Annotated in this window: 14 protein-coding genes; 6 read left to right on the forward strand and 8 right to left on the reverse strand. The window is 70.7% G+C overall.

What is annotated here, in order from left to right; all coding sequences use genetic code 11:
- Positions 1-11 precede the first annotated feature (11 nt).
- The gene (locus tag HV783_RS02460) at positions 12-686 is read right to left on the reverse strand and encodes a hypothetical protein (protein WP_175188642.1); all 675 of its coding nucleotides are present in this window, start codon (positions 684-686) and stop codon (positions 12-14) included.
- 154 nt (positions 687-840) lie between these two features.
- Entirely contained in the window at positions 841-1,986 is a 1,146-nt protein-coding gene (locus HV783_RS02465; protein WP_175188643.1) for an alpha-hydroxy acid oxidase, read from the reverse strand.
- Positions 1,987-2,168: 182 nt separating this feature from the next.
- On the opposite strand from HV783_RS02465, the gene HV783_RS02470 reads away from it, so the two are divergent.
- The 6 genes from HV783_RS02470 to HV783_RS02495 all read left to right on the forward strand — a co-directional run bounded on the left by HV783_RS02470 (position 2,169) and on the right by HV783_RS02495 (position 9,910).
- Entirely contained in the window at positions 2,169-3,389 is a 1,221-nt protein-coding gene (locus HV783_RS02470; protein WP_054429765.1) for a CaiB/BaiF CoA transferase family protein, read from the forward strand.
- Between the two features lie 35 nt (positions 3,390-3,424).
- A complete protein-coding gene (locus HV783_RS02475; RefSeq protein ID WP_175188644.1) occupies positions 3,425-4,222 on the forward strand; it encodes an enoyl-CoA hydratase/isomerase family protein in 798 nt (265 codons plus the stop codon).
- Between the two features lie 95 nt (positions 4,223-4,317).
- A complete protein-coding gene (locus HV783_RS02480) occupies positions 4,318-5,541 on the forward strand; it encodes a CaiB/BaiF CoA transferase family protein (RefSeq protein ID WP_175188645.1) in 1,224 nt (407 codons plus the stop codon).
- Positions 5,538-7,868 (forward strand): acyl-CoA dehydrogenase family protein, encoded by a 2,331-nt coding sequence (locus tag HV783_RS02485; RefSeq protein ID WP_175188646.1) that lies wholly within the window; start codon positions 5,538-5,540, stop codon positions 7,866-7,868. Before HV783_RS02480 ends, HV783_RS02485 begins: the two co-directional genes overlap by 4 nt.
- Before the next feature lie 44 nt (positions 7,869-7,912).
- The gene (locus HV783_RS02490) at positions 7,913-8,884 is read left to right on the forward strand and encodes a Bug family tripartite tricarboxylate transporter substrate binding protein (protein WP_175188647.1); all 972 of its coding nucleotides are present in this window, start codon (positions 7,913-7,915) and stop codon (positions 8,882-8,884) included.
- Positions 8,885-8,947: 63 nt separating this feature from the next.
- Positions 8,948-9,910, forward strand: coding sequence for a LysR family transcriptional regulator (locus HV783_RS02495; RefSeq protein WP_049073298.1), 963 nt, complete (start codon positions 8,948-8,950; stop codon positions 9,908-9,910).
- A gap of 13 nt (positions 9,911-9,923) precedes the next feature.
- Here HV783_RS02495 and HV783_RS02500 read toward each other — a convergent pair whose 3' ends face one another.
- From HV783_RS02500 to HV783_RS02525, 6 genes are all read right to left on the reverse strand, one after another.
- Positions 9,924-10,832: an amidohydrolase family protein gene (locus HV783_RS02500; protein WP_020928204.1), complete on the reverse strand. Its 909-nt coding sequence runs from the start codon at positions 10,830-10,832 to the stop codon at positions 9,924-9,926.
- Positions 10,829-11,443 carry a carboxymuconolactone decarboxylase family protein gene (locus HV783_RS02505; RefSeq protein WP_175142785.1) on the reverse strand — a complete coding sequence of 205 codons (615 nt, stop codon included), beginning with the start codon at positions 11,441-11,443 and terminating at the stop codon, positions 10,829-10,831. Before HV783_RS02505 ends, HV783_RS02500 begins: the two co-directional genes overlap by 4 nt.
- 13 nt (positions 11,444-11,456) lie before the next feature.
- On the reverse strand, positions 11,457-12,071 hold the full coding sequence (locus HV783_RS02510) for a glutathione S-transferase family protein (protein ID WP_063581554.1): 615 nt from the start codon (positions 12,069-12,071) through the stop codon (positions 11,457-11,459).
- 37 nt (positions 12,072-12,108) lie between these two features.
- A complete protein-coding gene (locus HV783_RS02515; RefSeq protein ID WP_020928207.1) occupies positions 12,109-12,753 on the reverse strand; it encodes a flavin reductase family protein in 645 nt (214 codons plus the stop codon).
- A gap of 85 nt (positions 12,754-12,838) precedes the next feature.
- A complete protein-coding gene (locus HV783_RS02520) occupies positions 12,839-13,795 on the reverse strand; it encodes a tripartite tricarboxylate transporter substrate binding protein (RefSeq protein WP_254603831.1) in 957 nt (318 codons plus the stop codon).
- 59 nt (positions 13,796-13,854) lie between these two features.
- Entirely contained in the window at positions 13,855-14,835 is a 981-nt protein-coding gene (locus HV783_RS02525) for a Bug family tripartite tricarboxylate transporter substrate binding protein (RefSeq protein WP_026382972.1), read from the reverse strand.
- Positions 14,836-14,947 lie beyond the last annotated feature (112 nt).

Genomic DNA, 14,947 nt, shown 5'->3' on the forward strand with positions numbered 1-14,947 from the left:
GAACCCTGCCCTCACCGATCCACCGATTTCATGTCGCAGGTCGTTTCCTGCACGTCGCACAGTCCCCGGAACCACGCCCGCCCCGCCAGTCGTTCGCCCTTGGCGCGCTCGACGATCTCGTCCTGCGGCGAGCGCTTGCGGTCCACCAGGTAATCCAGCAGCACCCAGTCCTCGTGGCAGGCGCGGATGCCCTGGATCTTGCCCATTTCGGTCAGCCAGTCGCTGCCCAGGTCCACCAACCGCTGGCTGGCGGCGTCGGGCCTGGCATAGCCGCGCGCGGACTGGATGCCGACCCGCGCATCGTCGGCGCGGATCCAGCCTTCGCCCTTGTAGAGCTTGCGCGGCGCACGCTCCGGATATTCCTCCTCGTTGTAAGCGTCGCTGGCGTTGGCGATCCTGAGCCAGCCGTCCTTCGTTTCCTTCACGTCGAAGGTGACGCTGTACGAATACTCCGGCTCGCCGGCGGCGGGCCTGGCGGGGATCTGGCCCAGGGCCTTGGCGCTGGCGGACGGCGCGTCGCGCACGGTGATCGACGGCTTGTCGTAGTTGGCCCAGGCGCTGAAGGCGCACGCGGTCGCGCCCGCGGGGGCTTCGGGTTGGACAGGGGCGGCGATGACCGGCGGCGCGGCCAGCAGCGCCAGCGTCAGCGCGGCGATCGAAGCGGTCAGACGGGGACGAATGTGCATGAAAACTCCAAAGCGTCGACGATCCGGGCCCGGCTGGTCCCCGACATCCCACAAGCCGGATTGCTATCCAACTGACGAGCGGCGGTCCACCGGCGTGGGGTTCTGTTTATCGGGCAGTTCCGCGACTGTATCAAACCCGCCGCCAGCGGCCGCTTCAGCGGAACCGCAGGTGCCGCCGCTGCAGCTCTGCCACCGTCCGGCAACCCATCAGCTTCATCGCGCGCTCGATCTCCACGCGCATCTGTTCCAGCGCCCGTTCCACGCCGGGCCGTCCGGCGGCAGCCAGCGGGAACAGGTAGTAGCGGCCCAGCCCCACGGCCTTGGCGCCCAGCGCCAGCGCCTTGAGCACGTGCGTGCCGCGCTGCACGCCGCCGTCCATCATCACGTCGATGCGGTCGCCGACGGCGTCGACGATCTCGGCGAGCTGGTCGAAGGCGCTGCGCGAGCCGTCGAGCTGGCGGCCACCGTGGTTGGACAGCACGATGCCGGTGCAGCCGATGTCGACGGCGCGCCTGGCGTCCTCGACCGACATGATGCCCTTCAGGCAGAACTGGCCGCCCCACTCGCGCACCATGGCGGCGACGTCGTCCCAGGTCATGGCGGGATCGAGCATCTCGGTGAAATAGCGGCTGATGGACATGGCGCCGCCGCCCATGTCGACGTGGCCGTCGAGCTGCGGCAGGCGGAAGCGTTCGTGGGTGGCGTAGTTGATGGCCCAGGCGGGCTTGATGGCGAACTGGGCGATGCCGGCCAGGTTCAGGCGGAACGGGATGGCAAAGCCGGTGCGCTTGTCGCGCTCGCGGTTGCCGCCGGTGATGCTGTCGACGGTCAGCATCATGACCTGCACGCCGGCGGCCTTGGCGCGCGCCATCATGTCGCGGTTCAGGCCGCGGTCCTTGTGGAAGTAGAACTGGTAGACCTGCGGGCCGCCGCTGATCCGGCGCGCCTCTTCCAGGCTGACGGTGCCCAGCGACGACACCCCGAACATGGTGCCGAACTTGCCGGCGGCGGCGGCCACGGCGCGTTCGCCGTCGTGGTGGAACAGGCGTTGCAGCGCGGTGGGCGAGCAATAGACCGGCATGGCCAGCTTCTGTCCCATGACGGTGACGGACATGTCCACATCCGCCACGCCGCGCAGCACGTCGGGCACCAGGTCGCAGGCCTCGAAGGCCTCGGTGTTGCGGCGGTAGGTGGTCTCATCGTCGGCGGCGCCGTCGATGTAGTTGAAGATCGGGCCGGGCAGCCGCTGGCGCGCCATGCGGCGAAAGTCGTGGAAATTCTGGCACTGGTTCAGGCGCATCGGGGGACCTTTGTCTACGCTGCACGGACTACCGGAATGCCCCTTGCGACCCGGGCATGATGGGCCGAATTGTACCGGGGACGGCGTCCCATCACGCATAACAGCTTTGCCATCCGGGTGGAGCCTGCCGCGGCGCGGAAATCCTAGACTGGCCGCACTTCACAGCAGTCAAGGAGAAGGCGTTGCAGCCGCTGTTATCAAACCTGAAAGTGCTCGACCTGAGCCGCGTGCTGGCCGGCCCCTGGGCCAGCCAGATCCTGGCCGACCTGGGCGCCGATGTCATCAAGGTCGAGCGGCCCGGCCAGGGCGACGACACCCGGTCCTGGGGGCCGCCTTTCCTGAAGGACGAGCAGGGCCAGGACACGGCGGACGGCGCCTATTTCGTGGCCACCAACCGGGGCAAGCGCTCGATCACGCTGGACCTGCAGACAGCCGAGGGCCAGGCGCTGGTCAAGCAGTTGTGCCGCGACGCGGACGTGGTGCTGGAGAACTACAAGGTCGGCACGCTGGCGCGGCTGGGGCTGGACTATGCGTCGCTGTCGGCGATCAACCCGCGCCTGGTGTATTGCTCGGTGACGGGGTTCGGCCAGACCGGGCCGCGCGCGGCCGAGCCGGCCTACGACTTCCTGATCCAGGCCATGGGCGGGCTGATGAGCGTGACCGGCGAGCGCGACGACCGGCCGGGCGGCGGGCCGCAGAAGGTGGGCGTGCCGATCGTCGACCTGACCACCGGCGTGTACGCGGCGCTGGGCATCGTGGCCGCCCTGCTGCGGCGCGCGCAGACCGGCCAGGGCGAGTACATCGACGTGGCCATGCTGGACGTGCAGGTGGGCCTCCTGGCCAACCAGGCCATGAACTTCCTGCTGGGCGGACGGGTGCCGCGCCGAACCGGCACCGCGCACCCGAATATCCAGCCGCAGCGCACCTTTGCCTGCGCCGATGGCGACATCGTCATCGTGGTGGGCAACGACGCGCAGTTCGCCACCCTGTGCGAGGCGCTGGGCCAGCCCGGCCTGGCGCGCGATCCGCGCTATGTCAGCAACAGCCAGCGCGTGAAGAACCTGGACACGCTCGATCCGCTGCTGGACGCCATTTTCATCCGCGAGCCGCGCGCCCACTGGCTGGACCTGCTCAAGCGGGCCGGGGTGCCGGCCGGCTCGATCAACACGGTGCCCGAGGTGTTCGAGGACCCGCAGGTGCTGCACCGCGGCATGCTGCGGCGCCTGCCCCATCCCGCCGCCGGCGAGGTGCCGCAGGTGATGAACCCGCTGCGCTTTGGCCAATCGGCGCTGCGGGTGGACCGCGCGCCAGCACTGCTGGGCCAGCACACCGACGAGGTGCTGGCCGAACTGGGACTGAGCGCGGCGCAGATCCAGGACTACCGCGACCGCAAGATCATCTGACCGGCCCCACAGACCGGACCACAAGGAGACACACCATGACCATGCCGGAAAACCTGGCCGGGCCCTACACCGCGCTGGACGTCAGCCTCGACGGCGGCGTCGCCACCATCCTGCTGGCCAATCCCCCCGTCAACGCGCTCAGCACCGAGATGATGAACGAGCTGTCGTGGGTGCTGGACCGCATTTCCGAGACGCCCGAGGTGCGGGCGGTGGTGTTGTCGGGCCAGGGCAAGACCTTCTGCGCCGGCGCCGACCTGAAGAACCGCGCCGCCGCCATCAAGGGGCCGGGCGACCTGCCGCAGCACTCGCGCCGCACGCGCGAGTGCTTCCATGCCATCCGCGAATGCGCCAAGCCGGTGGTGGGCGCCATCAACGGCGCCGCGCTGGGCGCGGGGCTGGCCATCGTGGCCTCGTGCGACATCCTGCTGGCGGCGTCCGACGCGGTGGTGGGCCTGCCCGAGATCAACGTTGGGCTGCTGGGCGGCGGCCGCCATGGCATGCGGCTGTTCGGCCATTCGCGGCTGCGGCGCATGATGCTGACCGGGCTGCGGGTGGACGGCAACGAGCTGTACCGGCTCGGCGTGGTCGAGGAAGCGCTGCCGGCGGACGCGCTGATGCCGCGCGCGCTGGAACTGGCGCGCGAGCTGGCGTCCAAGAGCCCGCTGGCGACCATGCTGGCCAAACAGACGCTCAACGCCATCGAGGACATGAGCCTGCGCGACGGCTATCGCTACGAGCAGGACATGACGGCGGCCATCGCCAAGACCGAGGACGCCATGGAGGCGCGCCGCGCCTTCCTGGAAAAGCGCGCGCCGGTGTTCCAGGGCCGTTAGCGGCACGGACCCCGCGCATAACAGCTATTGCGGCGGCGCCGTAGGTGCAAGGCCCGGCGCTGCCTACACTTCGCAAAAAAAGACAAGGAGACGACATGACGAGCGCGTTGGACGGCGTGAAGGTGCTGGACCTGAGCCGGGTGTTTTCGGGGCCGTGGGCGGCGCAGATGCTGGCCGACTTCGGCGCCGACGTGATCAAGGTCGAGCGCCCCGGGCGCGGCGACGACGTGCGCCACCAGGGCTATCCGCTGCCTGGCCGCGACGGCGCGCCGAGCCCGCAGACCTCGTCGTTCGTGGCCATGAACCGGGGCAAGAAGTCGCTGACCATCGACATCTCCCGGCCCGAGGGCCAGGCGCTGGTGCGGCGGCTGGCGCAGCAGGCCGACATCGTCATCGAGAACTTCAAGGCCGGCGACCTGCGCCGCTACGGGCTGGACTACGCCGCGCTGGCGGCGCTCAATCCGCGCCTGGTGTATTGCTCGATCACCGGCTTCGGCCAGAGCGGGCCCTACAGCCACCTGCCGGGCTATGACCCGATCTTCCAGTCCATGAGCGGACTGATGAGCGTGACCGGCGTGCCCGACGGCGAGCCGGGCGCGGGGCCGGTCAAGGCGGGCTACTCGGTGTCGGACCTGACGGCGGGCTTCTATGCGGTATGCGCCATCCTGGCGGCACTGCGGCACCGCGACCAGGTGTCGGGCGCGGGCCAGCACATCGACCTGGCGCTGCTGGACGCACAGATCGCCGCGCTGTCGCACATCGGCATGAACTACCTGGCCAGCGGCCAGTTGCCGGCGCGCATGGGTTCGGCCTCGCAGATCACCGCGCCGTTCCGCGCCTTCGAATGCAGTGACGGCCACCTGATGGTGGCGGTGGGCAACGACTCGCAGTTCCGCGCCTTCTGCGAGGTGATCGGGCTGCCCGAGCTGGGGCGCGATGCGCGCTTCGATACCAACCCCAAGCGCGCCGCCGCGCAGCCCGAACTGTCGCGGCTGATCGAGCCGGCGATGCGCGCCCGCGGCGTGCGGGACTGGAATCAGGCGCTGGCGGCGGCCAACGTGCCTTGCGGGCCGATCTACACCATGGACCAGGTGTTCGAGGATCCGCAGGTGCGCCACCGCGGCGTGCTGGGCAGCGTCGAGCATCCTCGATTGGGCGCCCTGCCGGTCATCCGCAACCCGATCCATTTTTCCGGCACGCCGATCGCGGGCGGCCTGCCGCCGCCCCTGCTGGGCGAGCACACGGCCGAGATCCTGCGCGCCGAACTGGGGCTGTCCGACGACGAAATCGCCCGGCTGCGGGCGGAGGGCATCGTATGAGCGGCGTCGACCATGACCTGATCGAAGAGATCCGCGACAGCGCGCGCGACTTCCTGCAGCGGCGCGACCAGCGCCAGCGCAAGCGCGCCGAGGCGCCGCCGGACCGCGACTATTGGCGCGAAATTGCCGGGGTCGGCTGGCTCGGCATGAGCGTGCCCGAGACGCTGGGCGGCCTGGGCCTGGGCTGGCGGGCGATGGCGGCGGTGCTGGAGGAAGCGGGCCGCGCACAGTTGCCCGAGCCGCTGGTCGGCGCCGGCGTGCTGCCGGCGGCGCTGCTGGCGCGGATCGCGCCCGTCGATGCGGCGCGGCGCGACGCGCTGCTGCAGGCCGTGTGCGGCGGCGAAACGCTGCTGGGGCTGGCCTGGCAGGAAACCGAGGGCCAGTTGGAGGCCGGCGAGGCCGCCACGGCCTTCGGCGTCAGCGTGATCGAACGCGAGGGCGCGTATGTGCTCAATGGCGAGAAGCGCCACGTGGTGCCGGGGGCCGGCGTCGATGGCTGGCTGGTCACGGCCGATGGCGAGCGCGGCACCGCCCTCTTCTTCGTCGCGGCCGGCACGCCGGGCGTGACCGCGCAGGTCCACCCGCGCGCCGACGGCGCCGCCGCCTGCCACCTGGCGATCGAGTCGGCCGTGGTGCCGGCGGACGCGCTGCTGGCGCGCGACGGCGTGCTGGACGCGGTCGACGAGGCGCTGGACCTGGGCCGCCTGATGCAGTCGGCGGAACTGGTGGGCGTGGCGCGGCAGGTGTTGGCCGATTCGGTGGCCTATCTGAACACGCGCCAGCAGTTCGGCCGGCCGCTGGCGTCGTTCCAGGCCTTGCAGCACCGGCTGGTGGACGCCGCCATGCAGGTCGAGCTGGCAGCCAACAGCCTGCTGGATGCGCTCGATACACTGGCCGCGCAACCGGACGACGCCACCCTGCGCAAGACGCTGGCCAGCCGCGCCAAGGCCCGCGCCGCGCGCGCCGGCCTGGAGGCGGCGCGGCTGGCGATCCAACTGCACGGCGCCATCGGCTACACCGAGGAATGCGACGTCAGCCTGTACTTCCGCAGCGCGCTGCACCTGGCGGCCTGGCTGGGCAATGCCGCCGCCCATCGCCAGCGCTACGGCGCGCTGGCGGCGCTGCCCGCGCCCAGCGCCGATGACGACGACGCCACGCCCATCACGGACTTCCCGCGCGAGGCCGACTGGAACGGCATGCCGGAAGCCGACTTCCGCCGGCTGGTGCGCGGCTTCTTCCGCGCCCACTACCCCGAGCACCTGCGCCACGTGCCGTGGCGGCTGCATTGGGACGAAATCAAGGACTGGTATTTCACGCTGTCGCGCCAGGGCTGGATCGCGCCGTCGTGGCCGCGCGAGCACGGCGGCATGGCGCTGTCGCCGGCGCGCCAGATCGCCTTCATCGAGGAAGCCGAACGCCACGGCGTGGCGCGCGCGCCGGACCAGGGGCTGGTGATGCTGGGGCCGATCCTGATCCGCCACGGCACCGAGGAACAGCGCGCGCGCTTCCTGCCGGGCATCCTGTCGGGCGAGGCGGTGTGGGCGCAGGGTTATTCGGAGCCGAACGCCGGCTCGGACCTGGCTTCACTGCGCTGCGAGGCGCTGGTGGACGGCGACGACCTGATCGTGAGCGGCCAGAAGACCTGGTCGACGCTGGCGCAGGACGCGACCCACATGTTCATGCTGGTGCGCACCGACAAGACGGTCAAGAAGCAGGCCGGCATCAGCTTCCTGCTGGTGGACCTGGCCAGCCCGGGCGTGAGCCGCCGTCCCATCCGCACGCTGTCGGGGCACGAGGAGTTCTGCGAGGTGTTCTTCGACCAGGTGCGCGTGCCGCGCGCCAACGTCGTTGGAGAGCTGAACGCCGGCTGGGGCATCGCCAAGGCGTTGCTGGGCTTCGAGCGCCTGTTCAGCGGCAGCCCCAAGCACGCCAACCATGCCCTGCAGCAGATCTTCAGCATCGCGCGCCAGCGCGGCCTGCTGACCGACCCGGCGTTCGCCGACCGGCTGGCCGAGCTGCGGCTGGACGCGGCCGACCTGACCGCCATGTACAGCGTCTTCGCCGAGCTGGCCAAGGCCGGCCGGCCGCTGCCGCCCGAGCTGTCGCTGCTGAAGGTCTGGGCCACCGAGACGCACGAACGGCTGGGCGCCCTGCTGATCCAGATCGCCGAGGAATACGGCGGCGCGGCGATGCGGCTGGGCTATGGCAACGGCCAGGTGCACGCGCTGGCGCCATACGTCAACGCGCTGGCGGCGACCATTTTCAGCGGCACCAACGAGATCCAGCGCAATATCTACGCCAAGCAGTTGGGGCTGGAAGGCGCATGACAACGACGCGCCGGCCCCGAGCCGGCGCCACAGGAGAGAGACAGATGAAAAACGCTACCGCACTGACGGCGGCCGCCCTGCTGCTGGGCGCCGCCTTTGCCGCCCCGGGCCAGGCCGCCGCGCCCTGGCCGAGCCAGCCGATCCGGCTGATCGTGCCCTACCCGCCCGGCGGCTCGGTCGACAACCTGGCGCGGCTGCTGGCGCCGGCGCTGGGCCAGCGGCTGGGCCAGACCATCGTGATCGAGAACAAGGCCGGCGCCAGCGGCACCATCGGCGTGGACGCCACGGTGCGCGCCACGCCCGACGGCAACACCTTCGGCTTCGGCGTGCCGGGCGCCATCACCGGCCTGCCGCACGTCATGAAGGTGCCGTACGACGTGTCCAGGATCCAGTACGTGTCGCTGGTGGCGCGCATCCCGCTGGTCATCGTGGTCAACCCGTCCCTGCCCGACGCCACGCTGGCCGACTTCGTCGCCAGCGCCAAGCGCCAGCCCGGCAAGTACAACTATGGCTCGGCCGGCAACGTCACCACGCCGCACCTGGGCGGCGAGCTGCTCAAGCAGCAGACCGGCATCGACATCATGCACGTGCCGTACAAGGGCGCCTCGCCCGCGGTGACGGCGCTGCTGTCCAACGAGGTGCAGATGTTCCCCGGCGACGCCTCGGCGGTGCTGGGCTTCATCAAGGCCGGCAAGCTGCGCACGCTGGCGGTGGCCAGCCCGACGCGCTTCGAGGGCCTGCCGGACGTGCCGACCACCAAGGAGGCGGGTTTTCCCGGTGTGATCGTGGAATCGAACTACGGCATCATCGCCCCCACCGGCACGCCGCCGGAGATGGTGCAGAAGATGTCGCAAGCCATCGCCGAGACGCTGGCCGAACCGGCCCTGCGGCAGAAGATGATCGACCAGGGCGCCATTCCCACGGCCACCACGCCCGAGGCCTACCAGGCGCTGATGCAGGCCGAATCGAAGAAATGGGGCGAGGTGATCCGGCGCGGCAAGCTGGGGCTGGAATAGTCCCATGCCGGCCCGCTTTTGCCGTACCCTTATGCCGTCTCTTTCGTTGCCGCCTTATCCATCATGCCGCCTGCCAAAGCCACGGGCCTGAGCCTGGACGTCACCGCCGACCTGCACAAGTGGCGGGCCTTCCTGGCGATCGCGGAACTGGGCAGCATCTCGCGCGCCGCCCTCTACCTGGACCAGGACCAGTCGGTGCTGAGCCGCCGCATCAACGCGCTGGAACGCGAGTGCAACGCGCGGCTGTTCAACCGCACCGGCCGCGGCGTGCACCTGTCGGAAGTGGGCGAACGCCTGTTTCCGCTGGTGCGCACGCTGCTGGGCGACGCCGAGCGGCTGGAACTGGAGCTGAACGGCGAGGCGCGCGAGCCGGCCGGCGAGGTCACGCTGGGGCTGCTGCCGTCCACCGCGCATCCGCTGATCCGGCGGCTGTTCTCGCGGCTGCGCAAGCAGTTTCCCAAGGTGCACCTGAAAATCCTGGAAGGCTCCAGCGGCCAGATCGAGGAATGGCTGACCGACAGCCGCGTCGACATCGCCATCCTGTACCGCTATGGCGACAAATGCCCGCCGGGCGAACAGGCGCTGGCCTCGGTCGATTCGTACCTGGTGGGCGCGGCCGGCGACCCGCTGACGCGCGGCGGCGAGGTCGCCTTCGAACAACTGGACGGCCTGCCCTTCATCCTGCCCGGCGCGCCCAACGGCCTGCGCAATGCGCTGGACGGGCTGGCGCGGGCGCGCAAGATCAGCATCGCGCCGCTGATCGAGGCCGATTCGCTGCCGCTGATGAAGTCCATCGTCGAGCACGAACACATGTACACGGTGCTGCCGCTGCACGCGGTCTGGCAGGAGGTGCAGGAAGGCCGCCTGGGCATCGCGGCGCTGCGCGATCCGGCCATGGGACGCATCATCTCGATGGCCTTCGCCCGCGCCAAGGGGCCGGGCCGCACCGTCACCGAGGTGGCCGCGCAGATCCAGAGCCTGGTGCGCGAGATCGGCGGCGAAGGCGTGTGGCACGCCAGCCCCTGACGGGGCCGGCGCTTCAATCGAAGCCGTAGAGCCGCGCGGGATTGTCGACCCAGACCTTGCGGCGCATGGCGTCATCGCCCAGCCAGCGCTGCGCCACCGCCACCAGGGCGTCGGCGGACGGCGCAGACGCGCCCATGCGCACGAACGGCCAGTCGGAGCCCCACAGCACCTGGTCGGGGTTGGCGGCGACGAAGGCGTCGTGGAGGAAGCGCGCATTCTCGTAGTCCGGCGCGCTGCCGACGCGGCACAGCGTCAGCTTCATCCACAGGCGGCCGTCGGCCAGCAGGCCGCGCAGCAACTGGAACGCCGGGTCCTGGTCGCCACGCGCCGGGACCAGGCTGCCCAGGTGGTCGATCACCAGCGGCAGGTCCAGCTTCGCCAGCGCCGGCAGGTGGCGCAGATAGGTATCGCACGGCGCCCACAACTGTGCATGCAGGCCGTGGTGTTTCATGCGCGGGGCCAGCGCGGCGACCTGGTCGAACCCCACGCTGCCCGGAAACAGATTGCCGGCGGGGTCGCGCGCCTCGACGAAGCGCAGCCCGCGCACGCCGCCGTCATACAGGGCCCGCAGTTGCGCGTCGCTGGCCGACGGGTCGGCCACCGCGATGCCGCGCAGGCGGTCGCCGCCCTGCGCCAACGCGTCCAGCAAGGCATCGGGATGCGTGCCGTAGGGCGCGGGCTGCACCAGCACGCCGCGCGCGGCGCCCAGGGTGTCCAGCATGCGCAGATAGCGCTGCGCCGGCGCGTCGGGCGCGGCGTAAGAGGACGGATGCCACAGCGGGAAGCGCTCGTAGGGGCCGAACACGTGGCAATGCGTGTCGCAGGCAAGAGGCGGCAACGGTTCGGTGGGCGCTTGTGGCATGCGCGGCGTCTCGACGCTGTCGGGCACGTAGGGTTGCGTGGAGTCGGCGGGCGCGGTCATGCCTTGCCCTCCCCGGCCAGCGGCGCCAGCCGGCTCAGCGCCGGCCAGCCGTCCTGTTGCGGCGCGTCCAGCGGCGCGGGCGCGTCGTCCGGCATCGGGATCTCGTGCGCGTTCAGCGTCATCGACACCATGGTGTAGTAGCCGATGACGGCGGTCAGTTCGACCACGCCGACGGCGGCCCAGCGCTGCACCGCCTCGGCGTACAGGGCGGGCTCGACCTGGCCGGTCTCCTGCAGTTGGCGGGCGTAGGCGTAGACGATCTCGTCGTCGCGGTTGTCGAATACGGGTTCGCGCCGGGCCTGGATGGCGTCCAACACCGCGTCGGCAATGCCGGCGGCGCGGGCGGCCTGGGCGTGGATGTGCCATTCGATCTGGCTGTTCCAGCGGCGCGCGGTGACCACGATGGCCAGTTCGCTGACGCGCGGCGGCAGGCTGGTGCCAAAGCGCAGCAAGGCGCCCAGCGCCTGCCAGCGCTCGGCCAGTTCGGGGTTGTGCAGCGCGGCGCGCAAGGGGCCGACCAGCCGGCCGCGCGGGCCGGAGACGATGCGTTCGTAGACGCGCTTCTGGTCGTCGCTCATGCTGTCGGGCGTGGGCAGTGGGATGCGGCTCATCATCGTCCTTCGCTCAAGGCGTTTCGTCGGGTTGGCTGCGCGCAACCGAGGGCCGCGCGCTGAAGTCCTGGTGCCAGGCGGCCAGCGCCGGATGGCCGTCGCGCCAGGCCAGGTCCGGGAAACGATAGTCCAGATACGACAACGCGCAACCGATGGCGATCAGGCCCAGGTCGAAGCGGCTGGCGCGCAGGGCCGGCGCCTCGGCCTCCAGCACGGCCAGCACCGCGCGGGTCTTCAGCGCGAAGGCGTCGAGCCAGGCCTGGGTCTGCTTCTCGACCGGCTTGTTGCGTTCCTGCCGGTACAACAGCAGCGCGTCCAGGAAACCGTCGCCCAGCGCCTGGCGCCGCTCGGCCAGCAGCCGCGCGGCCGGGTCCGCCGGCAGCAGGCCGGCGCCGGCCAGGCCGTCCAGATAGGCGCAGATGACGCGCGAGTCGTAGACCGGCGTGCCGTCGTCCAGCACCAGCGTCGGCAGCTTGATCAGCGGGTTGTCGGCCACCAGGTCGAGGTTGGGCTTGTCCATGGCGACCGGCGTGCGCACCAGCGTCACGCGGTCGGCGATGCCGGCTTCGTACAGGACGATCATCACCTTGCGCACGAAGGGCGAGCGCGGCGACCAATGCAGTTTCATCAAGAGGCTCCCAGGAAATTTGAAATCGTGACGCGGTTCAATGGCCTTGCGCGGGCCGCACCGCCGGATCGTTGGCGGCGTCCGGCGCGCGCATCTGGAACAGGTCGCTGGTGTGCGCGTACCAGCCGGCGCCGTGCATGCGGCCCAGCAGGCGCAGCGCGGGGGTGTCCACATGGAAGCGCTGCGCGTCCAGCAGCGCGTCGTCGCGCAGGTACAGCGCCACCACCCGCGCCAGCACGATGACGCGCTGTGGCGCGGCATCCAGCACCTGCCACACGCGGCATTCCAGCGCCGCCGGGCTGAGCGCGATGCGCGGCGGCGCGACCACCCGCGAGGGAGCGGTCGCCAGCCCGGCGCGGGTCAGCTCATCGACGTCGGCCACGTAGTCCAGGCTGGTGTGGTTCATCTGCGCGGCCAGTTCGGCCGACACCAGGTTGATGACGAACTCGCCGGTCTCCAGGATGTTGCGCGAGGTGTCCTTCAACTGCCCGCCGCGCGGGCCGATGCCCAGCGCCACGATGGGCGGGTCGCTGCTGACCACGTTGAAGAACGAGAACGGCGCGGCGTTGCGCTGCCCCTGCGCCGACTGGCTCACCACCCAGGCGATGGGGCGCGGCACCACCACGCTGGAGAGCAGCTTGAAGGCGTTGGTGGCGCTGAGTTCGCTGAAATCGAAGTTCATGGATGCGTTCCTGGTGGCCGGCGCCGCGTCCGCGCCTGGCCGACGGCCGTGCGCATGCGTGGTCGTGTGTCCGGTGACCCTGTGTTCATTTGGCCAGCAAGCCCAGCGTGCCCAGCAGCCTGCGCATGTCGGCCAGGTCCTTGGCGACGTAGGCGTCCGCTTCCCGCGGCGACAGCGCCATCAACGCTATCGCCTGCTCCTGCATGACGCGGCGGTAGTCGGGATCATCGTTCACGGCCCGGACGGCGTCGCTCAGGGTGCGCACGATGTCCGCGGGCGTGCCGGCCGGCGCGGCCAGGCTGTACCAGGTGGCCGCGTCCGCGCCCGCCACGCCGGCCTCGGCCAGCGTCGGCACGTCCGGCAGCAGCGGAGAGCGCTTGTCCGACGCATAGGCCAGCGCCAGCAGGCGCCCCTGGCGGATGAACGGCAGGCTGGCCGACAGGTTCAGCATGGCCAGGTCGGTCTGGCCGCCCACCACGTCGTTGACGGCGGGCGAGGCGCCGGCATAGGGAATGTGGTTCAACTGCACGCCGGCAACCTGCTGGAACAGTTCGGCGCCCAGGTGCGTGGCGCCCCCCACCCCGGCCGAGCCGTAGCTCCACTTGCCGGGTTCGGCCTTGGCGCGGGCGATCAGCTCGGACACCGAGCGGATGCCGCGCGACGGATTGACCACCAGCATGATGGGCTGCACCGCCACCACCGAGCAGAAGGCGAAGCCCTTAACGCCGTCGTACGCGGTCTTCTGCATCAGCGGCGTGACCACGTGGCCGGCCGAGGTGCCCAGCAGCAGCGTGTAGCCGTCCGGCTTGGCGCGCGCCACGAAGCCGGTGCCGATGGAGGCGCCGCCGCCGGGCTTGTTCTCCACCACCACCGGCTGGCCCAGGCGCTTTTCCAGCGCCCGCGCCAGGCTGCGCGCCACCACGTCGGCGGGGCCGCCGGCGGCGTAGGGATTGACCACGATGACGGGCCGGTCTGGATAGGCCGCCGCCGCGGACGCGGCGCCGATGGACAGGGCCACCGCCGCCAGCAGGGATCGAAGCATCAATCGCATGGGATTTCCTTCCAGGGGCCCGGCCGCGGGGCGGGCCGGGAGCCGAGGCCTCAATCGGCGCGCGCGCCGGACTGTTCGATGATGCGCGCCCATTTCGCCGTATCGACGCGGATGCGTTCGGCGAAGGCTTCGGGCGTGCTGTGGGTGGTCTGGATGCCGTAGCCGGCCATGCGCTCGACCATCCGCGGCGACGTCATCACCGCCTTGATGTCGGCGTTCAGGCGGTCGATGACGGGACGCGGCGTGCCCGCCGGCGCCAGCACGCCGGACCACAGGCTGACCTCGTAGTCCTCGAAACCCGGCGTCTCCGACATCGACGGCACGTCGGGCAGCGCCGCCAGCCGCTGGCGGCTGGTCACGGCCAGCGCCCGCACCTTGCCCTGCCGGACCTGCTCGATGAAGTTGGACGAGGTGTCGATCATCATCGAGATGCGGCCGGCCAGGAAGTCGTTGATGGCGCCCGAGGTGCCCTTGTAGGGAATATGGCGGATGTCGGCATGCGCCGCCGTCTTGAACATCTCGCCGGCCAGGTGGCTGGTGGTGCCGTTGCCCGAGGAGCTGAAGGTCAGCTCGCCCGGCCGCTGCCGCGCCAGTTCGGCCAGTTCGGCGACCGAGCTGACCTTCAGGTCGGGGTTGACCACCAGCAGGTTGGAGGTCAGGTTGGTCATCGACACCGGCGCGAAGCTGCGCTGCGGGTCGTAGCGCAGCTTGGGGTACAGCGACGGGTTGATGGTCAGCACGCCCATGGTGGAGTACAGCAGCGTGTAGCCGTCGGGCGCGGCGCTGGCCACGGCCTCGGCGCCGATGGTGCCCCCCGCCCCGCCGCGGTTCTCCACCACCACGGTCTGGCCCAGCTTTTCGCCCAGGCCCTGCGCCAGCGAGCGCGCCATCAGGTCGGTGGCGCCGCCGGCCGGGAACGGCACGATCAATTTGACCGGCCGGTCGGGATAGGCCCCGGCCGCCACGGCCGCCGATATCAGGCCCGCGCCGAGCCACAGGCTGACCGCGGTCAGCGCACTTGCCATTCTCATGCTGTCTCCACCCTGGGGGTTCTTGTGTTTGCAGCATGGTAGGCGCGGGGCGGCGATGGCGCTATGCGCGGGATCGCATATCTGCTTTGTGCGGACACCGCGCGGGCCGGCG

The organism is Achromobacter dolens, assembly GCF_902859745.1.
GTDB classification, from domain to species: domain Bacteria; phylum Pseudomonadota; class Gammaproteobacteria; order Burkholderiales; family Burkholderiaceae_B; genus Achromobacter; species Achromobacter dolens.